The sequence below is a fragment of the Pseudescherichia sp. genome (genome assembly GCF_031979925.1).
Lineage (GTDB): Bacteria > Pseudomonadota > Gammaproteobacteria > Enterobacterales > Enterobacteriaceae > Pseudescherichia.
The window spans coordinates 152,429-174,921 of the sequence record NZ_DALZFB010000009.1 but is presented as its reverse complement, the minus strand read 5'-3'; the positions used below and the strand labels follow the sequence as shown (position 1 = coordinate 174,921).

The window sequence follows — 22,493 nt, the reverse complement described above, 5'->3', positions numbered from 1 at the left end:
GAACCGGGAATGCTGGCGCGTTGGAACGATGATGACCTGTACGGCATCATCCGTGCCGCGAAAAAAGGCAAAAAAACCTTCATTCTGCATGATGGCCCTCCTTATGCGAATGGCAGCATTCATATTGGTCACTCGGTTAATAAGATTCTGAAAGACATTATCGTTAAGTCCAAAGGGCTGGCGGGCTTCGATTCGCCCTACGTGCCGGGCTGGGACTGTCACGGTCTGCCGATTGAGCTGAAGGTTGAGCAGGAGTACGGCAAGCCGGGCGAGAAGTTTACCGCTGCCGAGTTCCGTGCCAAATGCCGCGAGTACGCTGCCGCGCAGGTTAACGGCCAGCGCGAGGACTTTATCCGTCTGGGCGTGCTGGGCGACTGGGCGCATCCGTACCTGACCATGGACTTCAAAACCGAAGCCAACATCATTCGCGCGCTGGGCAAGATCATCGGTAACGGCCACCTGCACAAAGGTGCGAAGCCGGTGCACTGGTGCGTCGACTGCCGCTCCGCGCTGGCTGAGGCAGAGGTGGAGTACTATGACAAAACCTCTCCGTCGATCGACGTCGCTTTCCAGGCCGCTGACCAGGATGCGGTAAAAGCGAAATTCGGTCTGCCGGGCGTCAGCGGCCCTGTCTCGCTGGTGATCTGGACTACCACTCCATGGACGCTGCCGGCGAACCGCGCCATCTCCCTGTCGCCTGAGTTCGAGTATGCGCTGGTGCAGATCGACGGCCAGGCGCTGATCCTTGCCAAAGATCTGGTTGAGAGCGTGATGAAACGCATCGGCGTGGCAGAGTACAGCATCCTCGGCACGGTAAAAGGCAGCGAGCTGGAGCTGATGCGCTTTACCCATCCGTTTATGGGCTTCGACGTGCCGGCGATCCTTGGCGACCACGTAACCCTCGACGCCGGTACCGGTGCGGTGCATACCGCCCCTGGCCACGGCCCGGATGACTACGTAATCGGCCAGAAATATGGCCTCGAAACCGCGAACCCGGTGGGGCCGGACGGCTGCTATCTGCCGGGAACCTACCCAACGCTGGACGGCGTTAACGTCTTTAAGGCGAACAATCTTATTACCGAACTGCTGACGGAGAAGGGCGCGCTGCTGCATCTGGAGAAGCTGGTTCACAGCTACCCATGCTGCTGGCGTCACAAAACGCCGATCATCTTCCGCGCCACGCCGCAGTGGTTTATCAGCATGGATCAGAAAGGCCTGCGCGAGCAGTCTCTGAAAGAGATCAAAGGCGTGCAGTGGATCCCGGACTGGGGCCAGGCGCGTATCGAATCGATGGTTGCCAACCGCCCTGACTGGTGTATCTCTCGTCAGCGTACCTGGGGCGTGCCGATGTCGCTGTTCGTGCACAAGGATACCGAAGAGCTGCATCCACGCACGCAGGAGCTGATGGAAGCGGTAGCAAAACGCGTTGAAGAAGATGGCATCCAGGCGTGGTGGGATCTCGATCCGCGCGACATCATGGGTGACGACGCCGACAACTACGTGAAGGTGCCGGATACCCTCGACGTCTGGTTTGACTCTGGCTCTACTCACTCTTCAGTGGTGGACGTGCGCCCTGAGTTTGCGGGTCATGCGGCGGATATGTATCTGGAAGGCTCCGACCAGCATCGCGGCTGGTTCATGTCCTCCCTGATGATCTCCACCGCCATGAAGGGCAAAGCGCCGTATCGTCAGGTGCTGACCCACGGCTTCACCGTGGACGGTCAGGGACGCAAGATGTCGAAATCGATCGGCAACACCGTCTCGCCGCAGGATGTGATGAACAAGCTGGGCGCGGATATTCTGCGTCTGTGGGTGGCCTCGACGGATTACACCGGCGAGATGGCGGTATCGGATGAGATCCTCAAGCGTGCCGCTGACAGCTATCGCCGTATCCGTAACACCGCGCGCTTCCTGCTGGCGAACCTCAACGGTTTCGATCCGGCAAAAGACATGGTGAAACCGGAGGAGATGGTGGTGCTGGACCGCTGGGCGGTAGGCTGTGCCAAAGCCGCGCAGGAGGATATCCTCAAGGCGTATGAGTCCTACGACTTCCATGAAGTGGTGCAGCGTCTGATGCGCTTCTGCTCTATCGAAATGGGCTCGTTCTACCTCGACATCATCAAAGATCGCCAGTACACCGCGAAAGCCGACAGCGTTGCCCGTCGCAGCTGCCAGACCGCGCTGTACCACATTTCCGAGGCGCTGGTGCGCTGGATTGCACCGATCATGTCCTTCACTGCCGATGAGATCTGGGGCTACCTGCCGGGCGAGCGTGAGCAGTATGTCTTTACCGGTGAGTGGTATGAAGGTCTGTTTAGCCTGGCCGAAACGGAGGCCATGAACGATGCTTACTGGAGCGAACTGCTGAAGGTCCGTGGCGAGGTGAACAAAGTTATCGAGCAGGCGCGCGCCGACAAGAAGGTGGGTGGCTCGCTGGAGGCGGCGGTGACCCTCTACGCAGAACCTGAGCTGGCGGCGAAGCTGACGGCGCTGGGCGATGAATTACGATTCGTCCTGTTGACCTCCGGCGCGAAGGTTGAGGACTATACTAACGCACCGACTGAGGCCCAGCAGAGCGAGCTGCTCAAAGGGCTGAAGGTCACGCTTAGCAAGGCCGAAGGTGAGAAGTGTCAGCGCTGCTGGCACTATACGACCGACGTCGGTAAGGTGGCGGAACACGCAGAAATTTGCGGACGCTGTGTGGTTAACGTCGCCGGTGACGGCGAAAAACGTAAGTTTGCCTGATGAGTAAACCGATCTTTTCAACAGGGCTACGCTGGCTGTGGCTGGTGGTAGCCGTGCTGATTATCGATCTGGGCAGCAAGTACCTGATCCTCCAGAACTTCAATCTGGGGGAGACGGTATCGCTGTTCCCGTCGCTTAATCTGCACTATGCGCGCAACTACGGCGCGGCGTTTAGCTTCCTCGCCGATAAAGGCGGCTGGCAGCGCTGGTTCTTCTCCGGGATCGCCATTGGCATCTGCGTGGTGCTGGCGGTGATGATGTACCGCGCAAAGGCGTCGCAGAAGCTGAACAACATCGCCTACGCGCTGATTATTGGCGGCGCGCTGGGTAATCTGTTTGACCGCCTGTGGCACGGCTTCGTGGTCGATATGATCGACTTCTACGTTGGCGACTGGCACTTCGCAACCTTTAACCTCGCCGATACGGCCATCTGTATCGGTGCGGCGTTAATCGTGCTGGAGGGTTTTATTCCTTCAGCGGCGAAGAAAAAAGCGGCATAACCGCAGCGCAAAACCTGTAGGCCCGGTAGGCATAGCGCCACCGGGCAAACACACTGAAAGGCTATATCTGCATGTCTAACTCTGTACAGAGCAACAGCGCGGTGCTGGTGCATTTCACGCTGAAGCTTGATGATGGCTCCGTTGCCGAGTCCACCCGTAATAACGGTAAACCGGCGCTGTTTCGTCTCGGTGACGGCTCGCTGTCGGAAGGGCTGGAGCAACACCTGCTGGGGTTGAAAGCGGGCGATAAGCGTGCCTTTTCGCTGGAGCCGGACGCTGCTTTTGGTATCAGCAGCCCGGATCTGATCCAGTACTTTTCGCGCCGTGAATTTATGGATGCGGGCGAGCCGGAAACCGGTGCAATCATGCTGTTTACCGCAATGGATGGCAGCGAAATGCCAGGCGTGATCCGCGAGATTAACGGCGACTCGATCACCGTTGACTTCAACCATCCGCTGGCCGATCGAACCGTTCATTTTGATATTGAAGTGCTGGAAGTCGATCCGGCACTGGAGGCATAAGATGCAGATCCTGTTGGCCAACCCGCGCGGCTTCTGCGCCGGGGTAGACCGCGCTATCAGCATTGTTGAGAACGCGCTGGCAATCTACGGCGCACCAATTTACGTGCGTCACGAGGTGGTGCATAACCGCTACGTCGTCGATAGCCTGCGCGAGCGTGGCGCCATCTTTATCGAGCAGATCAGCGAAGTGCCGGACGGCGCTATCCTGATCTTCTCCGCCCACGGCGTCTCCCAGGCGGTACGTAACGAAGCTAAAAGCCGCGATCTGACGGTGTTTGACGCGACCTGTCCGCTGGTGACCAAGGTGCATATGGAAGTGGCGCGCGCCAGCCGCCGCGGCGAAGAGTCGATCCTTATCGGCCATGCCGGTCACCCGGAAGTTGAAGGCACAATGGGCCAGTACAGCAATCCGAAAGGGGGGATGTACCTCGTGGAGTCCCCGGAAGATGTGCTGACCCTGAACGTCAAAGACGAAACTAAGCTGTCGTTTATGACCCAGACCACGCTATCGGTGGATGATACCTCTGACGTTATCGACGCCCTGCGTAGCCGCTTCCCGAAAATTGTCGGGCCGCGTAAGGATGATATCTGCTACGCCACCACTAATCGCCAGGAGGCGGTGCGCGCGCTGGCCGAGCAGGCCGACGTGGTGCTGGTAGTTGGCTCGAAGAACTCCTCGAACTCTAACCGGCTGGCAGAGCTTGCTCAGCGGATGGGGAAAGCGGCGTTTCTGATCGACGACGCGTCCGATATCCAGGAAGCATGGGTAGCGAATGTGGCCTGCGTCGGCGTCACCGCCGGTGCCTCCGCGCCGGATATTCTGGTGCAGAACGTTATTGCCCGCCTGCAAGCGCTGGGCGGCGGGGAAGCCATTCCTCTTGAGGGCCGCGAAGAGAATATCGTCTTTGAGGTACCAAAAGAGCTGCGCATGGACGTACGCGAAGTCGAGTAATCCTCAAACGGTGCCGGTGGGCATCTTCTCGGTAAGATAGCTAATCATTGCCCGCATCTTTGCGGGCATATGTTTATTTCGCGTCCACAGTAACCAAAGTTCCCCGGAGTAGGTGCTGATAAATTCCCAATCCGGCAGCACCTGCACAATCTCTCCTCTCTCCAGCGCCTCGCGGGCGGTAAACAGCGGCAGGCTGCCAATGCCGATATGCTGCTTAACCGCGTCCAGGCGTACGCCGGTATGGTTCGCCGCATAGCGTCCCCGCGTCTGCACGGCCTCTGTCTTTTCCCGCAGGCGAAACTTCCAGCGTGCGTCAGCGGGCGTTTCGCCCAGAGAGATGCAGCTGTGACGACGCAGATCCTGCGGGTGCGTGGGCATGCCGTGCTTGCGTAAATACTCAGGCGTCGCGCAGATAACGTGGGTTACCGGCATCAGCGCTTTGCCATATAGCCCCGGTGAAGGAGAGTCGGTGATGCGCAGCGCCAGATCGACGCCGTCGTTAATTAAATCAACATAGCGATCCTCCAGGCGCAGAGCGACGTCGATCTGCGGATGGCGGGCAAGAAACTCAGGCATCAGCGGGTGAATAACAAAGCGCCCAACGGCTTTAGGGACGCTTAAAGTAAGTTTGCCCTGGGCAACGGTTTGCAGGCTGCCACCGGAATCTAACGCCTGCCTGGCCGCCTCCAGCATCTCCTGGGCATATTCATAAACGGTTCGGCCTGTCTCCGTCAGCGCCAGCTTGCGGGTGGTGCGGTGCAGCAGCTTACAGCCCATCTCCTGCTCCAGGCGTGATACACAGCGACTGATAGCGGAGGGTGTTGCACCATTAGTCCGTGCCGCAGCAGAGAAGCTACCCTGTTCAATAATGGTCACAAAGGTCGCAAGATCGGGAAGCAGAAGTGGATTCATCTGTGCCTGTTAAGCAAAAGTGCAGTGAATGAAAAGGGAATTATCGCCCAGGAGATTATGAATATACTGTTCTCAGACAGAGGAGAACAACCATGACTGAACGTCTTTATTACACCAGCGATGCCATCCAGGGCGTCGCTCAGGTGCGCAGCTGCAGCGAAGAGCCTGACGGCCGCTATGCAATCGAGCTGGATAAGACGCTGTTTCATCCGCAGGGGGGAGGTCAGCCCGCTGACAGGGGAACCATCAATGGCATAGCCGTTGAGAGCGTCATCCAGCGCGGGGAGAGCGTTATACACATTCTGCCCGAACCGCTTGCGACAGGCGATGCGACGTTGCAGGTCAATGCGGAAGTCCGAGCGTTGCATGCGCGCTGGCATAGCGCTGGTCATCTGGTTGGCTATGCAGCAGAGCAGCATGGCTGGCAGCCGGTAAAAGCACACCACTGGCCGGGCGAAGGCAAAGTGACCTTTATTGCGGGCGAGGGGGCAGAAGTACCGGACAGCGACATGCTGCTGGCAAGCATTGAGGCATGGATAAGCGCCGGGCTGCTGCGCCATGTGGAGTTTGAAAGCGATCGTCGTAAAGTACGCTTTGGCGATCTGCCTGCTTACGAGTGCGGCGGCACGCATGTGTCGAGCCTGCAAAATATCGATAAGCTGGTGATTAGTAGCATAAAGCAGAAGAAAGGCCAGCTTACCATCAGTTATCTCCTGCCATAGCACGTTGCTGCCGCTCAGGCAGCAATCATGTCTTTTGCTGATACTTTTCGGCGTTTATCATTAAATTCTTATTATCGGCGTTTTCGGCTGGCGGCCCGGTAGCGGGCTGGTTAATCTGGAAGCGATTTATAGCATTTCATTAACAAAAGAGCACAACTATGCACGAAGCACAAATTCGCGTTGCCATTGCGGGCGCTGGTGGGCGCATGGGCCGCCAGCTGATCCAGGCGGCGCTAAACATGGATGGCGTAACCCTGGGCGCGGCGCTGGAACGGGAGGGATCTTCTCTGCTGGGCAGCGACGCAGGAGAGCTGGCGGGTGCCGGCAAATCAGGCGTGACGGTGCAGAGCAGCCTGGAGGCGGTGAAGGACGACTTCGATGTATTTATCGATTTTACCCGTCCGGAAGGCACCCTGACCCATCTGGCCTTCTGCCGTCAGCATGGTAAGGGCATGGTCATTGGCACCACCGGCTTTGACGACGCGGGCAAGCAGGCTATCAGCGACGCGGCACAGAACATCAGTATCGTTTTTGCCGCTAACTTTAGCGTTGGGGTCAACGTTATGCTTAAGCTGCTGGAGAAAGCGGCGAAGGTAATGGGTGACTACACCGACATTGAAATTATTGAGGCGCATCACCGTCATAAGGTTGATGCCCCGTCAGGAACTGCGCTGGCAATGGGTGAAGCTATTGCTCATGCGCTGGATAAGGATCTGAAGAGCTGCGCCGTCTATAGCCGCGAAGGCTACACCGGCGAGCGCGAGCCGGGCACCATCGGTTTTGCCACCGTTCGCGCAGGCGACATTGTGGGTGAGCATACCGCTATGTTTGCTGACGTTGGCGAGCGGATTGAGATCACCCATAAGGCCTCCAGCCGTATGACCTTTGCAAACGGTGCCGTTCGGGCCGCTTTATGGCTTAAGTCGCAAAAGAGTGGTCTTTTTGACATGCGTGATGTGCTTGAACTCAACAGTTTGTGATATTTATTACCCATCGTGATGTGGTTATTGTGATCGCAATACTTTGATTGCAAGGGGCAATATTTTATTGCCCCTTTATTTTATCTGTTATGTCTTGTTTTCTACTTCAGTCTGCCATAAGTTAAGCTTTTACTGCCTATTTTATTTAAAAATGACACATTTCTCGCGTCAGATGCTGTTTTTACCGCCTCGTATAAAAAAGAGTAATTCACAGCGGTGCGCAAGCGTTTTCCTGTGCAATTTAGCTGGCTTTTTTGCATCTTAAAGTGTCGCTTATCCCTCAGGCTGGCAAAAAACTAAGAAAAAGTACGTTTGAATGTAGACTTTTACCAGGCTTGTCTCTAGAATGCCGCCGTTTGCCAAAAATACACCGGTAAGCAGATTTGCATTGATTTGTGGCTTCAATATGAATTAATATGCAAATAAAGTGAGTGAATATTCTCTGGAGGGTGTTTTGATTAAGTCAGCGCTATTGGTTCTGGAAGACGGAACCCAGTTTCACGGTCGGGCCATAGGGGCAACAGGTTCGGCGGTTGGGGAAGTCGTTTTCAATACTTCAATGACCGGTTATCAAGAAATCCTTACTGATCCCTCCTATTCCCGCCAAATCGTCACTCTTACTTATCCCCATATTGGTAATGTCGGCACTAACGAAGCCGATGAAGAAGCGTCCCAGGTTCACGCTCAAGGCCTGATTATTCGTGACCTGCCGCTGATTGCCAGCAACTACCGCAATACCGAAGACCTCTCTTCTTACCTGAAACGCCATAACATCGTGGCGATTGCCGATATCGATACCCGTAAGCTGACCCGCCTGCTGCGCGAGAAGGGCGCACAGAACGGCTGCATCATCGCGGGCGACAGTCCGGATGCCGCCCTGGCGCTGGAGAAAGCGAAAGCGTTCCCGGGCCTGAACGGCATGGATCTGGCGAAAGAGGTGACCACCGCTGAGTCCTACAGCTGGACCCAGGGGAGCTGGACGCTGGCCGGTGAGCTGCCGGAAGCGAAAAAAGAAGAGGAGCTGCCGTTCCACGTGGTGGCTTACGACTACGGTGCGAAGCGCAACATCCTGCGTATGCTGGTAGACAGAGGCTGCCGCCTGACGGTAGTCCCGGCGAAGACCCCGGCGGATGAAGTCCTGAAGATGAACCCGGATGGCATTTTCCTCTCCAACGGCCCCGGTGACCCGGCTCCCTGCGACTACGCTATCGACGCCATTCAGGCCTTCCTGGCGACCGACATTCCGGTGTTTGGTATCTGCCTCGGCCATCAGCTGCTGGCCCTGGCGAGCGGCGCGAAAACCGTGAAGATGAAGTTCGGCCACCACGGCGGCAACCATCCGGTTAAGGATATCGATAACAACACCGTGATGATCACCGCGCAAAACCACGGTTTCGCGGTGGATGAGGCGACCATGCCGGCGAACCTGCGCGTAACGCACAAATCGCTGTTCGACGGTACCCTGCAGGGTATCCATCGTACCGACAAGCCAGCGTTCAGCTTCCAGGGTCACCCGGAGGCCAGCCCAGGCCCGCACGATGCTGCGCCGCTGTTCGATCACTTTATCGAACTTATCGAGCAATACCGTAAGACTGCTAAATAATCAGGAGCCGAGAAGACCATGCCAAAACGTACAGACATTAAAAGCATCCTGATCCTTGGCGCTGGCCCGATCGTAATCGGCCAGGCCTGCGAATTTGACTACTCCGGTGCTCAGGCCTGTAAAGCCCTGCGTGAAGAGGGTTACCGCGTCATCCTGGTTAACTCTAACCCGGCAACCATCATGACTGACCCGGAGATGGCGGACGCAACGTACATTGAGCCTATCCACTGGGAAGTGGTACGCAAAATCATCGAAAAAGAGCGCCCGGATGCGGTGCTGCCCACTATGGGCGGCCAGACCGCGCTGAACTGCGCGCTGGAGCTGGAGCGCCAGGGCGTTCTGGAAGAGTTTGGCGTGACCATGATCGGTGCCACCGCCGACGCGATTGATAAAGCGGAAGATCGCCGCCGTTTCGACGTCGCCATGAAGAAAATCGGCCTCGACACCGCTCGTTCCGGCATTGCGCATAACATGGAAGAGGCGCTGGCGGTTGCCGCTGACGTCGGCTATCCGTGCATTATTCGCCCCTCATTCACTATGGGCGGCACCGGCGGCGGCATCGCCTATAACCGCGAAGAGTTTGAAGAGATCTGCGCCCGCGGCCTGGATCTCTCCCCAACCAACGAGCTGCTGATTGATGAGTCGCTGATCGGCTGGAAAGAGTACGAGATGGAGGTGGTGCGCGATAAGAACGACAACTGCATCATCGTCTGCTCTATCGAGAACTTTGACGCCATGGGTATCCATACCGGTGACTCCATCACCGTCGCCCCGGCGCAGACCCTGACCGATAAAGAGTATCAGATCATGCGTAACGCCTCGATGGCGGTACTGCGTGAAATCGGCGTGGAAACCGGCGGCTCCAACGTCCAGTTCTCGGTGAACCCGAAGAATGGTCGTCTGATCGTTATCGAGATGAACCCGCGCGTCTCCCGCTCCTCGGCGCTGGCGTCGAAGGCGACCGGCTTCCCGATTGCAAAAGTCGCGGCCAAGCTGGCGGTGGGCTACACCCTCGACGAGCTGATGAACGACATCACCGGCGGCCGTACCCCGGCATCGTTTGAGCCATCCATTGACTACGTGGTCACTAAAATTCCACGCTTCAACTTCGAGAAGTTCGTTGGTGCCAACGACCGACTGACCACCCAGATGAAGTCCGTGGGCGAAGTGATGGCGATTGGTCGTACCCAGCAGGAGTCGCTGCAGAAAGCGCTGCGTGGCCTGGAAGTGGGCGCGACCGGTTTCGACCCGAAGGTGAGCCTGGACGATCCAGAAGCGCTGACCAAAATTCGCCGCGAGCTGAAAGACGCGGGCGCGGAGCGTATCTGGTACATCGCGGACGCGTTCCGTGCGGGCCTGTCGGTTGACGGCGTCTTTAACCTGACCAACATCGACCGCTGGTTCCTGGTACAAATTGAAGAGCTGGTGCGCCTGGAAGAGAAGGTAGCGGAAGTGGGCATCAACGGCCTCGACGCTGACTTCCTGCGCCAGCTGAAGCGTAAAGGCTTTGCCGATGCGCGTCTGGCCAAGCTGGCGGGCGTGCGTGAATCTGAGGTGCGCAAGCTGCGCGACCAGTACGACCTGCACCCGGTCTACAAACGCGTGGACACCTGTGCGGCCGAGTTCTCCACCGATACCGCCTACATGTACTCCACCTACGAGGAGGAGTGTGAGGCCAACCCGACTCAGGATCGTGACAAAATCATGGTGCTGGGCGGCGGTCCAAACCGTATCGGCCAGGGCATTGAGTTCGACTACTGCTGCGTCCACGCCTCGCTGGCGCTGCGCGAAGATGGTTACGAGACCATCATGGTCAACTGTAACCCAGAAACCGTCTCCACCGACTACGACACCTCGGATCGCCTCTACTTCGAGCCGGTAACCCTGGAAGACGTACTTGAAATCGTCCGCATCGAGAAGCCGAAGGGCGTTATCGTGCAGTACGGTGGCCAGACCCCGCTGAAGCTGGCCCGTGCGCTGGAAGCCGCAGGCGTGCCGGTTATTGGCACCAGCCCGGATGCTATCGACCGCGCCGAAGACCGCGAACGTTTCCAACAGGCGGTGGATCGTCTGAAGCTGAAGCAGCCGGCGAACGCCACCGTTACCGCTATCGAGCAGGCGGTAGAGAAGGCGAAAGAGATTGGCTACCCGCTGGTAGTGCGCCCCTCCTACGTACTGGGCGGCCGGGCGATGGAAATTGTCTACGACGAGATCGACCTGCGTCGCTACTTCCTGACGGCGGTCAGCGTCTCTAACGACGCGCCGGTGCTGCTGGACCGCTTCCTCGACGACGCGGTAGAGGTGGACGTTGACGCTATCTGCGACGGCGAAACGGTGCTGATTGGCGGCATTATGGAGCACATCGAGCAGGCGGGCGTTCACTCCGGTGACTCGGCTTGTTCACTGCCAGCCTACACGCTGAGCCAGGAGATCCAGGACGTCATGCGCCAGCAGGTGCAGAAGCTGGCCTTCGAGCTGCAGGTGCGCGGCCTGATGAACGTTCAGTTCGCGGTGAAAGACAACGAAGTCTATCTGATTGAGGTCAACCCACGCGCGGCACGTACCGTGCCGTTCGTCTCCAAGGCCACCGGCGTACCGCTGGCGAAAGTGGCGGCGCGAGTGATGGCAGGTAAAACCCTGGCCGAGCAGGGCGTCACCAAAGAGATTATCCCGCCGTACTACTCGGTGAAAGAGGTGGTGCTGCCGTTCAACAAGTTCCCTGGCGTGGACCCGCTGTTGGGGCCAGAGATGCGCTCTACCGGGGAAGTGATGGGCGTAGGCCGCACCTTTGCCGAGGCCTTTGCCAAAGCGCAGCTGGGCAGCAACTCGACCATGAAGAAACAGGGCCGGGCGCTGCTCTCCGTACGCGAAGGCGACAAAGAGCGTGTAGTAGACCTGGCTGCTAAGCTGCTGAAGTTCGGCTTTGAGCTGGATGCTACCCACGGCACGGCAATTGTTCTGGGTGAAGCTGGTATCAACCCGCGCCTGGTGAACAAGGTGCATGAAGGTCGTCCGCACATTCAGGATCGTATCAAGAATGGCGAATACACCTACATCATCAACACCACCGCAGGCCGTCAGGCGATTGAGGACTCCAAACTGATCCGCCGCAGCGCCCTGCAGTACAAGGTGCACTATGACACCACGCTGAACGGCGGTTTCGCCACGGCGATGGCGCTGAATGCGGATGCCACCGAGAAAGTGACCTCCGTACAGGAGATGCACGCCCAGATCGCTAAATAAGCGTCCTACAATGTTGCCAAAACCCGCTCCGGCGGGTTTTTTCATTTTAAGCAGTTACGGCATGGCGTTATTAACGGGCGTTTAAGAGTGTTCTGTATTCTCCTGATACATCAGACAAATAGTCTACCTTTAATTAGGAAGACCACTGAAAATCACTGAAAAGCAGGGAGAACACCATGCAAAAGCGCACTCTTATGGCATCTGTTTTAGCCGCAGCAACGTTGTTTACCGTAGCAGGTTGCTCCTCTAATCAGGCCGTAAAAACGACTGATGGCAAAACTATCGTTACTGATGGAAAGCCGCAGGTTGATGATGACACCGGTATGGTGTCGTACAAAAATGCCGCAACGGGTCAAACAGAACAGATCAATCGCGACCAGCTGAAAAATATGAGCGAACTCGATAACTAATTTTATACCTTGAGTTTTGTCGCCCAACGCCCGGCAGAGTAAAACTGCCGGGCTTTTTATTGTCGCCATCCAAACAATAACCCAGATGAATATATTTCCAATCGCTTCGTCTTTAGCATTTTAATATATTTTCTCGATATTAAATAATATATTGCTTCGCTAAACTCTCCTCTTCACGATAAAACGGAGTCCGTTATGAAGAGAATTGTTGCTGTTCTGTTTCTGGGCGCAGTATCACTTTCGCTGGTAGGCTGCTCAAGCGACTACATTATGTCGACCAAAAACGGCGAAATGATTGTTACCCAGGGCAAGCCTGAAATTGATAAAGATACCGGTATGACCCGCTATGTCGACCAGCAGGGCTATAGCCGCCAGATCAAAACGTCCGACGTCTCGCAGCTGATAGAAAAAGAGTAAGCAAAGCGGATCTTTCCTCTGTAAGCGCATCCATTAACTGTCTAAACTCACTGCCATTACAATAGTGCAGTTTAGACAGGTTAATGAATGATTCTGATTATTTATGCCCATCCCTATCCGCGTCATTCGCATGCGAATAAGCGGATGCTTGAACAGGCAGGAACTCTGGACGGCGTCGAAGTCCGCTCGCTTTACCAACTCTATCCCGACTTCAATATCGATATCGCCGCTGAGCAGGAGGCCGTCTCGCGCGCGGACCTGGTGGTCTGGCAGCATCCTCTCCAGTGGTATAGCGTCCCGCCGTTGCTCAAGCTGTGGATGGATAAAGTGCTTACGCACGGCTGGGCCTACGGCGAGGGCGGTACGGCCCTGCACGGCAAGCACCTGCTGTGGGCCGTGACCACCGGCGGTGGCGAGCACCACTTTGATATCGGATCGCACCCAGGCTTTGAAGCCCTGGCGCAGCCCCTACAGGCCACGGCAATCTACTGCGGCCTGAAGTGGCTGGCCCCTTTCTCTATGCACAATACGTTCGTCAACGATGATGAAACCCTGAATGCCAAGGCGCGTCACTATAAACAGCGGCTGATGGCATGGCAGGAGGTGAATCATGGATAGCCATACCCTGATACAGGCGCTGATCTATCTGGGATCGGCGGCGCTGATCGTGCCGATTGCGGTGCGCCTCGGCCTCGGCTCGGTGCTCGGCTATCTGATTGCCGGCTGCATTATTGGTCCATGGGGGCTGCGGCTGGTCACCGACGCCGAGTCAATTCTACACTTCGCTGAAATCGGCGTGGTGTTGATGCTGTTTGTCATCGGCCTTGAGCTGGATCCCCAGCGGCTATGGAAGCTGCGCGCCTCGGTGTTTGGCGGCGGCGCATTGCAGATGCTGGTCTGCGGCCTGCTGCTGGGTGCGTTCTGTATGGCGCTGGGTCTGCGCTGGCAGGTGGCGGTGCTGATTGGCCTGACGCTGGGACTCTCCTCGACGGCGATCGCCATGCAGGCGATGAACGAGCGTAACCTGATGGTCTCCCAGATGGGGCGCAGCGCCTTTGCCGTGCTGCTGTTTCAGGACATTGCCGCCATTCCGCTGGTGGCGATGATCCCTCTATTGGCGACCAGCGGCGCAGCCACCACGCTGGGTGCCTTTACCCTCTCAGCACTAAAGGTTGTCGCCGCGCTGGCGATCGTGGTGCTGATTGGCCGCTACGTCGCACGTCCGGCGCTGCGCTTTGTCGCCCGTACCGGCCTGCGGGAAGTGTTCAGCGCCGTCGCGCTGTTCCTGATCTTTGGTTTCGGGCTGCTGCTGGAGGAGGCCGGGCTGTCGATGGCGATGGGGGCCTTCCTGGCCGGAGTGCTGTTGGCCAGCTCCGAATACCGCCACGCGCTGGAGAGCGATATCGAGCCGTTTAAGGGTCTGCTGCTGGGGCTGTTCTTTATCGGCGTCGGCATGTCTATCGATTTCGGTACTCTGGTGACGCATCCGCTGCGCATTATCATCCTGCTGGTGGGCTTCCTGGTCATTAAAACCCTGGTGCTGTGGCTGATTGCCCGTCCGTTAAAAGTACCGGGCAAACAGCGGCGCTGGTTCGCGGTCCTGCTGGGGCAGGGGAGTGAATTTGCTTTCGTGGTGTTTGGCACGGCACAGTCCGCCAACGTGCTGGATCCCGAGTGGGCTAAAGCGCTCACCCTGGCGGTGGCGCTCTCAATGGCGGCAACGCCGCTGCTGCTGGTGCTGCTGACCCGGCTTGATAACAAAACCACGGGCCAGCAGCGTGAAGCGGATGAGATTGATGAGGAGCAGCCGCGAGTTATCATTGCGGGCTTCGGTCGTTTCGGACAGATTGCCGGGCGTCTGCTGCTCTCCAGCGGGGTGAAAATGGTCGTTCTCGATCACGACCCCGACCATATTGAAACCCTGCGCAAGTTTGGCATGAAGGTCTTCTACGGCGATGCGACCCGCGTAGATCTGCTCGAGTCTGCCGGGGCAGGCAAGGCCGAGGTGCTGATCAACGCCATTGACGATCCCAAAGCCAACCTGCAATTGACCGAGTTGGTTAAAGAGCACTTCCCGCACCTGCAGATCGTTGCCCGCGCTCGCGACGTCGATCACTTTATCCGCCTGCGTCAGGCGGGCGTTGAGCGGCCAGAGCGTGAAACCTTTGAGGGCGCACTGCGTACCGGTCGTCTGGCGCTGGAGAGCCTGGGGCTAGGAGAGTATGAGGCCAGGGAGCGCGCCGATCTGTTTCGCCGCTATAATTCAGACATGATAGAGGAGATGGTGCAGGGTGAAGACGATACCCAGGCGCGGGCAGCGGTGTTCAAACGCACCAGCGCCATGCTAACGGAGATCATCACCGAGGATCGGGCGCACCTCTCTCATACCCAGCGGCACGGCTGGCAGGGCACGGAGGAGGGTAAACACTCCGGCGATGCCAGCGATGAGCCGCAGGCTAAGCCGACGGTTTAATCATCCATGCTGGCGGCCCACAGGCAACTGCGGGCCCGCCAGCAGAATGAAAAATTTTCGTTCTCTTTACCTTTCCGCCAGTCGACGAGCGTCAGTGCTTTCCGTATAGTGGCGACAATTTTTAGCTCCGGGATAGATACAATGATCAGTCTGATTGCAGCGTTAGCGGTCGATCGCGTAATTGGTATGGAAAACGCCATGCCGTGGAATTTGCCTGCCGATCTCGCCTGGTTTAAACGCAATACCTTAAACAAACCGGTGGTGATGGGTCGCCTGACCTGGGAATCCATCGGGCGTCCTTTGCCGGGGCGTAAAAACATCGTCATTAGCAGCCAGCCGGGCAGTGACGATCGCGTCCAGTGGGTTAGCTCCATTGACGATGCCATTGCCGCCTGCGGTGATGCCCAGGAGATTATGGTGATCGGCGGCGGGCGCATCTACGAGCAGTTTCTGCCCAAGGCCCAGCGCCTCTACCTGACGCATATTGATGCAGAGGTGGAAGGGGATACCCATTTCCCGGACTATGAGCCGGACGATTGGGAGTCGACCTTTAGCGAGTTTCACGATGCCGATGCGCAGAATTCTCATAGTTACTGCTTTGAGATCCTCGAGCGTCGGTAAATCTGCGCTGAACCAGAGACCCGGCACGTGTAATGCTGTCGGGTATTAATATTATTTATTTAACCAACAATTTAGCGTCTGAACGCAGAGCTATTCCATGCGATAAAATAAATACTAGATAATTAATTCTATGTAATAAAACACATCCGATCCTATGTCCTAATAAGGACATAAAAGCGGGTTTATACGCTATTCAATAATGGATAGTATACCTATCGCTATTCATTATTATGAATGGTGACTGTGTTTATTTATTTAGCAAGGAATTAAAAAATGAAAAGTATTTTTAAGATCGGTATGTTAGCTGCTGCAATCTCTGTATCGTGCTCCGCGTTTGCCGCTAGTACTCCTGGCGTGCAGATTAATTTTAAAGGCAGCATGGTGAGCTCATCATGTAATGTTTCAGTTAATCAAGGGCAAAGCACTGTTGATATCGGTCAGGTTGACACCTCCGGATTATCACTGGGCGAAACATCGCCCGAGATTCCATTTACTGTAGATATTAGCGACTGCCCAAGCAGCGTAACTAGCGCCAGACTTGATTTTGAAGGTAACGCATTTAGTGGTAACAGTACTGTATTTGCTTTGCAGCAGGGCACCGGTAATCAAATGGATCATATCGCGATGATGATCAAAGATGTAAACTCTGGCAGCTATTACAAGCCTAACGTTGCCCCGAACACCGGCAAAAATTTAACTAATGGTGCGATAAGTTTCCCATTAGCTGCCGCGATGAAAATCATGAAAGAGGGTGTTGATGAGGGCGATTACATGGTCTCTACCTCCCTTCATGTACTTTATAACTAAGCGCACTGCCTCGTTTTAAATTAGCTTTATAATTTGCTCGCTTTAATAACCGGATCCAGTTACGTACTGGATCCGGTTTCTTATTTTAATTTAAGTATTATTTAAGGGTAAATGATATGAAATGTTGCGGTAGCATTGAACTGTCCGGCTGAGACTTTTTGAGTGCTGATTAGCTGCGCTATAAATGGTAGCTTATCGGCCTGAGGGGCCATCCGGAATAAGCGGTTGAGATAAACAGGTGTACCATAAGTATCTTTTATTCTGATGGCTACGCCGCGTTTTTGCAGCTGTGGTGAGGAGAGATAGCCATGCGATGAGCTTACCCCTTCCCAACGGGTTAATATCGAACCCGTAAAGGGACAGTCGTAGTCAATGGAAAAGGGTTTTGTACTAATAACGCTGCCAGGTTTGAGTAAAGGGTCGAGGAGCATCTCGCCAAAATCTACGGTTTCATTGTGAACTGAGCAAGACTCCTGAGAAAGGTGGATTGGGCTCGCCAGCGTAATGAGCACGGCTGGCCTGCCTGTATCGGGTCGTATTACACCGTAAACGCCAGAGTGCACCACGCTATTTACTTCAATATCAGGCAGGGTCTGGACAAGCTGAAATGTGATTCGGGGCACAATCGGCCAGGGCAGTTGACAGCGTTCTTGCTGGCAGTTCAGCCGCGTTTCCCAGGGGAAAGGGTGGTCATCAATAAACAGACGGTAGCCGATGCCTTTGATATTTGTTGCATGTACGCCCTGCGCATTTTTTCCGGCATTCCGCATTAAGGCCGTCAGGTGGCCGCTTCCAGAGCATACAAAGAGATCCTCTTTTACCTCATCCGCATCAACAGTTTTTTGAGCCAAAATGGTGCCTGGTCGTGTTGAAGACGAGAGCGTAATAGCGGGAAGCGTAAATTTTATTCTTTGCGTACCTGAAGCATGACAGCCAGCGTGGGCAGAGGCTATTTTGCCAATGCAGAGGGTAAAAAACAGCAACGTCGTTAATAAATATTTACTGGCAAATAAGTTGTAATTCATAAAGATGCTTTCCAGATGCTGTGTTTATTTTATACGGAGCGTGGCACTCCTGCGTCGGGCTTTCCCATTGCGCAGTAATAGAGCCTGTAAGAGGCGCGCCTGACAGATAGACCTGACCTTTCTCATCAATAATGCCTTCGTTAGCCAGACCATCCACTGTGGCAGTCGCGCCAAAAGGAAGAGGCTTACCATTAGGAAGGTGCAGCGTGACCAAAATTTTCGCCCCGATATGAGGCATAAATTCAGCCATAACAATGGCCGATTCCGTGGGTATTGCAGATACGCTACTGCTCGTCAATTCAATACTGTTTTTACTCGCAGCAGTTTGCTCTAGCGTAACGCTATTCTGACGATAGGGTTGTAAGTAGGGAACGATGGCATAGCCCCGGTAATCAGTAGCGACGCCAATATTGTTCTTAACCGGTAGGTTAGATGCGCTCTCCGCTTTAACCAGGGCGACGGCATTATCCGTACTGAATGGCTGCCCTGCGGTAAAACCATAGGCCGAAGCAATAAAAGAGCCTTTGACTTCATAGCTGAGACTTTGCCGTTCCGTAGCATGGCTATAGTTAGCTATGTATTGACCACCACTATTTTTATAATCAAGATGAACGTCCTGTGACGTCGACTGACTGTCCCCATGGCTAGCATCAACGCTCCAGCTAAGGGCGTCATCCGCAAATGCATTGCCATTGATGCCTATAGATTGTGAAGGCGCGCCTGGACGTTGTACGTTACTGGAAAACGAAGCCCAAATGTCTTTGTTAAATACAGAGAAAGGAATTTGTACATTCATCGCAAACTGTTGCTCAGAATTATTTTCTTCGTTTTGTGTCCATGCCCAACTCAGGCTGATACTGGTATCGCCCAAAGAGAGAGTGTCAGATAGTGAGAGATTTTTATCTGTACTTTGATGCCAATAATCGGCACGCCAGGCAGAGAGCACCAGCGTGTTGATGTCACCCACCGGTTGGTTTACGGAGATTTGCCATCTGTTTTTTTGAGATACGGGTATCTTGTTATCGCTGTCTAACGGAGCAATAGCATCCGAAAAAGAGATATAGCCATCAGTGGGTGCAAAAGACCAGGAGACCGACATATCCGTATTCGATTCGGTAAAATTTTTTGCATATCGTATGCGGTAACTTTGACCATGCGTGCGTGGCGTTTCCCTACCTTGCGTCGTCATTGACGTTATGTCGACTGACGTGGAGCCAAAATCGCCAAGGCCAACCGCATAGCCCAGATCGAAGGCATGATAATATTTGCTCAACAGATCGCCGCCAAACATGGTTGTCTCTGCTGGCAACCCGTAAAAAAAGGTGAACTGAGAGAACTGCTGATTATTTGCATCCACGCCATGGGTGCGACCCATATCAAGACTGTACCGGAGATGCCCCTCGCGCTGCATTGCAGGAACTACTCCCCACGCCTGGGTAAAGTGATGGACGCTACCGTCCGCCTCTGTAATGGTGACCTTTAGCTCTCCGCCACCAGACTGAGGGAAAAGATCGTTAATGACAAATTGACCTGCAGGGACGTAACGTTGGTAGATGACATTACCATTCTGACTGACCTCTACCCGTGCATTTGAAGTTTTGGCGATGCCTCGTATGGTAGGTGCGTATCCCTGAACTTGATCGGAGAACATGGCATCATCCGTTGCGAGTGAGACCCCTCGATAATCAACGCTATCAAAAAGATTCCCATCCGTACCGTTATCACCCAGCATAACAAGGCTGCGTAACGCGGGGATATCACGCTGTAACCATGTCTTTTCGCTATTCCAGCTCACCGTGCTATCGGCGGGCTTATCGAGCATACCAGCGCTGCGTAATCGCCATGCGCCAAGGTTGATGCCGCTATTCAATCGTAAAGAGCTGTCATCAGGTTTGAAACTCTCTCCCTCTTTTTTTCTTTGGGCGCCGTTGAGGTCATAGTTCAGACTGAACGCACTAATACCTTCATCCCATTGTGAGGGAGCAATACTGAGATCCGCGTCCGGCCCGACCTTAAGGTACGCTTGGGGGATATTGATATTAAGCAGCTGCTTGCGAAAATCAAATGAGATATTTATTCCTGATAGTTCCCCAGGGAGTTGATAGTTATCATCAGCATCTATCTGATTATTTGTTAGATAGACGCCAAGTTCATGTAGTTGAGTGACAGATAGTACAGGGTAGAGCTTTCCCTCTTTGTTTTCGATAAAATCAAAGTTCCGTTTGGCGACAATACGATTGTTGACTTTAACCGTAACATAATAATTTCCTGGCGGATTCTTTGAGCCGATAAACTTGCTTAAGTCAATACTGCTTGCCGAAATCTGAGTGGTGTTTTCAATGGCAGCGCTATCAAAAAAAAGCGCTTCACCGTGTGCCACTCCAGAAAATAGCAATAAAACGGCAGCCGTGCGCCATGAAAAAACATTGCTATCCATCTGCTTACTATTCCAATGCTAAGCTATAATGTTCTGTTTTTTTCTGACGTTATTTGACTTTGCGCACCCAGAGCTTTCCATGAAATGGTTCGCGCTTTTTCCGATACGGGAATGTCTAGCGTACCAAAGGGATCAAGCATCGCATTTTGTGGTAGCTCCTTTTTTTTACCGTTTACGGTAAAGGAGTAGAGCGTGACAAAATAGGGGGTCGGATTGCTTACCTTGATAAGATTTTTAGCCTGTCGGAAATTGATTTTTTCCCATGCCGAGTCAGCCTCTTCTCCCTCAAGAGTTTCTGGTCGGAAGAACAGTTTCATTGATGAATTAACCGATATCATTAGGCTGCTTTTATGGTTTTTAGCGATGCCGGGAATCGCTTTTACATTGAGATAGAATATGGACTCACGGTCTTTAGGCAGGTTATCATGCTCGCTTTTAACGATATTTATCGTGGCAGTGTCATCTGGGGAGATTTTAAACAGGGGTGGCGTAATAATAAATGGAATGTTACTTTTATTGTTCTGCTTACGCTCGCTGTCAGAGCGATAATAGTGTGAAACCCAGGATTGAACAAGGTAAGGGTTTTCATCATGATTATTTACATTTACAGAAATACTGTCCTCTGAAGCATTATAGAGAAAACGTGTCCCACCCAGCGTTATCGATGCCATAGCAACTGGCTGATATAAAGAAAAGATCAGTGTAGTAGTAAAAAGGGCAAGGAAGTGTTTATATTTAATCATAATAATCGTGAGCTTGAGTTTAATTTTAAAGCGCTTAATATCATCAAAAACACGGCAATGATCAATGTACGTTTAAGGACAGGTATTTATCAAAAAAGAAAGGCCCGGTTATTAAACCGGGCCTGACGCATTAACCGCGGAAATCGCTAATTTAAGATGCAACGATCTCGCCTTCGCCCAGATCCAGATGGCGGCTTGAGGCCTGGGTAAAGTATGCTTTATCTTCCCAACGCAGGCAGGTCAGGACGCCTCCCCAGCAGCAGCCGGTATCCAGAGCGTAAATGCCTTCCGGCGTGCCTTTCCCCTCCAGCGATGCCCAATGACCAAACACCACGCTGTACTCCTGCGTCACCGGGCCTGGGATCACAAACCACGGCTTCAGCGGGGCAGGGGCGTTATCCGGCATGTCTTTGCAGTACATGTCGAGCTGGCCGTTCGGGAAGCAGTAGCGCATCCGCGTAAAGGCGTTGGTGATAAAGCGCAGGCGTGCCAGGCCGCTCAGCTCCTGACTCCAGTTGTTCGGCAGGTCGCCATACATTGCATCTAAAAAGAGCGGGTAGGAGTCGCTGGCCAGCACCGCTTCCGCATCCCTCGCGCAGGCCTGAGCCGTCGGCAGATCCCACTGGGGAGTGATCCCCGCATGGGCCATCACCAGCTTTTTCTCTTCGTCTACCTGCAGCAGCGGCTGACGACGCAGCCAGTTCAGCAGCTCATCGGCATCCGGTGCCTCCAGCAGCGGCGTAATACGATCCTTCGGCTTATTTTTACTGATGCCGGCAAACACAGCCAGCAGATGCAGGTCATGGTTGCCCAGCACGACACGCACGCTGTCGCCCAGCGATTTCACGAAGCGCAGCACCTTCAGGGATGCCGGGCCACGCGCAACCAGATCGCCCGTTAGCCAGAGGGTGTCGGTTTTAGGATCAAACGCGACCTTTTTTAGCAATGCGATCAGTTCATCGTAGCAACCATGAACGTCGCCGATAAGATATGTCGACATGGATTAATGGATGAGTGTTGAAACGGCAAGTCGGAAGACCGGTATGGCGATGCGGAACGGATTGCCCTCGGCATCGATCATCTCATAGTGGCCCTGCATGGTACCCAGCGGGGTTTCGATAACCGCCCCACTGGTATACTGGTACTCTTCGCCGGGCGCAATGTGCGGCTGGACACCCACCACACCTTCGCCCTGTACCTCAGTTTCACGGCCGTTGCCGTTGGTGATAAGCCAGTAACGCCCCAGCAGCTGCACGGGCGTGCGTCCCAGATTGCGGATGGTCACCGTATAGGCGAAAACATAGCGCTGCTCATCAGGTGCCGACTGCGATTCAATATAGACACTCTGTACGTGAACACATACCCGGGGCGAATTGATCATG

The 22,493-nt window shown here is 54.5% G+C and carries 20 protein-coding genes; 14 read left to right on the top strand and 6 right to left on the bottom strand.

Annotation, left to right across the window (positions count from 1 at the left end):
- The 4 genes from ileS to ispH form a co-directional block, all read left to right on the top strand.
- The coding region (gene ileS, locus RTM13_RS15785; RefSeq protein WP_312213076.1) for an isoleucine--tRNA ligase at positions 1-2,745 on the top strand (2,745 nt) is incomplete at its 5' end.
- Positions 2,745-3,245 (top strand): signal peptidase II, encoded by a 501-nt coding sequence (gene lspA / locus RTM13_RS15780; protein WP_312213074.1) that lies wholly within the window; start codon positions 2,745-2,747, stop codon positions 3,243-3,245. The genes ileS and lspA, both read left to right, overlap by 1 nt.
- A gap of 71 nt (positions 3,246-3,316) precedes the next feature.
- Positions 3,317-3,766: an FKBP-type peptidyl-prolyl cis-trans isomerase gene (gene fkpB / locus RTM13_RS15775; RefSeq protein ID WP_103818483.1), complete on the top strand. Its 450-nt coding sequence runs from the start codon at positions 3,317-3,319 to the stop codon at positions 3,764-3,766.
- Position 3,767: 1 nt separating this feature from the next.
- A complete protein-coding gene (gene ispH / locus RTM13_RS15770; protein ID WP_312213072.1) occupies positions 3,768-4,718 on the top strand; it encodes a 4-hydroxy-3-methylbut-2-enyl diphosphate reductase in 951 nt (316 codons plus the stop codon).
- A 3-nt stretch (positions 4,719-4,721) separates the two neighbouring features.
- On the opposite strand, the gene RTM13_RS15765 is transcribed toward ispH, so the two are convergent.
- A complete protein-coding gene (locus RTM13_RS15765) occupies positions 4,722-5,630 on the bottom strand; it encodes a LysR substrate-binding domain-containing protein (protein ID WP_312213070.1) in 909 nt (302 codons plus the stop codon).
- A gap of 92 nt (positions 5,631-5,722) precedes the next feature.
- On the opposite strand from RTM13_RS15765, the gene RTM13_RS15760 reads away from it, so the two are divergent.
- The 10 genes from RTM13_RS15760 to RTM13_RS15715 all read left to right on the top strand — a co-directional run bounded on the left by RTM13_RS15760 (position 5,723) and on the right by RTM13_RS15715 (position 16,906).
- Entirely contained in the window at positions 5,723-6,352 is a 630-nt protein-coding gene (locus RTM13_RS15760) for an alanyl-tRNA editing protein (protein ID WP_312213068.1), read from the top strand.
- Between the two features lie 158 nt (positions 6,353-6,510).
- Positions 6,511-7,332 (top strand): 4-hydroxy-tetrahydrodipicolinate reductase, encoded by an 822-nt coding sequence (dapB, locus tag RTM13_RS15755; RefSeq protein WP_312213066.1) that lies wholly within the window; start codon positions 6,511-6,513, stop codon positions 7,330-7,332.
- 454 nt (positions 7,333-7,786) lie between these two features.
- Complete coding sequence (carA, locus tag RTM13_RS15750; protein WP_312213064.1) at positions 7,787-8,935, top strand: glutamine-hydrolyzing carbamoyl-phosphate synthase small subunit; 1,149 nt, start codon at positions 7,787-7,789, stop codon at positions 8,933-8,935.
- Between the two features lie 18 nt (positions 8,936-8,953).
- On the top strand, positions 8,954-12,178 hold the full coding sequence (gene carB / locus RTM13_RS15745) for a carbamoyl-phosphate synthase large subunit (protein WP_312213062.1): 3,225 nt from the start codon (positions 8,954-8,956) through the stop codon (positions 12,176-12,178).
- Between the two features lie 176 nt (positions 12,179-12,354).
- Positions 12,355-12,588: a YgdI/YgdR family lipoprotein gene (locus tag RTM13_RS15740; protein ID WP_312213060.1), complete on the top strand. Its 234-nt coding sequence runs from the start codon at positions 12,355-12,357 to the stop codon at positions 12,586-12,588.
- Between the two features lie 195 nt (positions 12,589-12,783).
- A complete protein-coding gene (locus RTM13_RS15735) occupies positions 12,784-13,005 on the top strand; it encodes a YgdI/YgdR family lipoprotein (RefSeq protein WP_312213058.1) in 222 nt (73 codons plus the stop codon).
- A gap of 87 nt (positions 13,006-13,092) precedes the next feature.
- Positions 13,093-13,623 (top strand): glutathione-regulated potassium-efflux system oxidoreductase KefF, encoded by a 531-nt coding sequence (gene kefF, locus RTM13_RS15730; RefSeq protein ID WP_312213056.1) that lies wholly within the window; start codon positions 13,093-13,095, stop codon positions 13,621-13,623.
- Positions 13,616-15,478, top strand: coding sequence for a glutathione-regulated potassium-efflux system protein KefC (gene kefC / locus RTM13_RS15725; protein WP_312213055.1), 1,863 nt, complete (start codon positions 13,616-13,618; stop codon positions 15,476-15,478). The genes kefF and kefC overlap by 8 nt, the downstream gene beginning before the upstream one ends.
- A 141-nt stretch (positions 15,479-15,619) precedes the next feature.
- Positions 15,620-16,099: a type 3 dihydrofolate reductase gene (gene folA / locus RTM13_RS15720; protein ID WP_312213054.1), complete on the top strand. Its 480-nt coding sequence runs from the start codon at positions 15,620-15,622 to the stop codon at positions 16,097-16,099.
- Positions 16,100-16,372: 273 nt separating this feature from the next.
- Positions 16,373-16,906 carry a fimbrial protein gene (locus tag RTM13_RS15715; RefSeq protein ID WP_312213053.1) on the top strand — a complete coding sequence of 178 codons (534 nt, stop codon included), beginning with the start codon at positions 16,373-16,375 and terminating at the stop codon, positions 16,904-16,906.
- Positions 16,907-17,007: 101 nt separating this feature from the next.
- Here the strand turns inward: RTM13_RS15715 and RTM13_RS15710 are convergent, their stop codons facing one another.
- The 5 genes from RTM13_RS15710 to apaG form a co-directional block, all read right to left on the bottom strand.
- Positions 17,008-17,931, bottom strand: a complete 924-nt coding sequence (locus RTM13_RS15710; protein WP_312213052.1) for a fimbrial protein — start codon at positions 17,929-17,931, stop codon at positions 17,008-17,010.
- Entirely contained in the window at positions 17,906-20,368 is a 2,463-nt protein-coding gene (locus RTM13_RS15705; RefSeq protein WP_312213051.1) for a fimbria/pilus outer membrane usher protein, read from the bottom strand. Before RTM13_RS15705 ends, RTM13_RS15710 begins: the two co-directional genes overlap by 26 nt.
- A gap of 23 nt (positions 20,369-20,391) precedes the next feature.
- The gene (locus RTM13_RS15700; protein ID WP_312213050.1) at positions 20,392-21,111 is read right to left on the bottom strand and encodes a molecular chaperone; all 720 of its coding nucleotides are present in this window, start codon (positions 21,109-21,111) and stop codon (positions 20,392-20,394) included.
- Between the two features lie 151 nt (positions 21,112-21,262).
- Positions 21,263-22,111 carry a bis(5'-nucleosyl)-tetraphosphatase (symmetrical) ApaH gene (gene apaH / locus RTM13_RS15695; protein ID WP_312213049.1) on the bottom strand — a complete coding sequence of 283 codons (849 nt, stop codon included), beginning with the start codon at positions 22,109-22,111 and terminating at the stop codon, positions 21,263-21,265.
- A gap of 3 nt (positions 22,112-22,114) precedes the next feature.
- Entirely contained in the window at positions 22,115-22,492 is a 378-nt protein-coding gene (gene apaG, locus RTM13_RS15690) for a Co2+/Mg2+ efflux protein ApaG (protein WP_312213048.1), read from the bottom strand.
- Position 22,493: the final 1 nt, after the last annotated feature.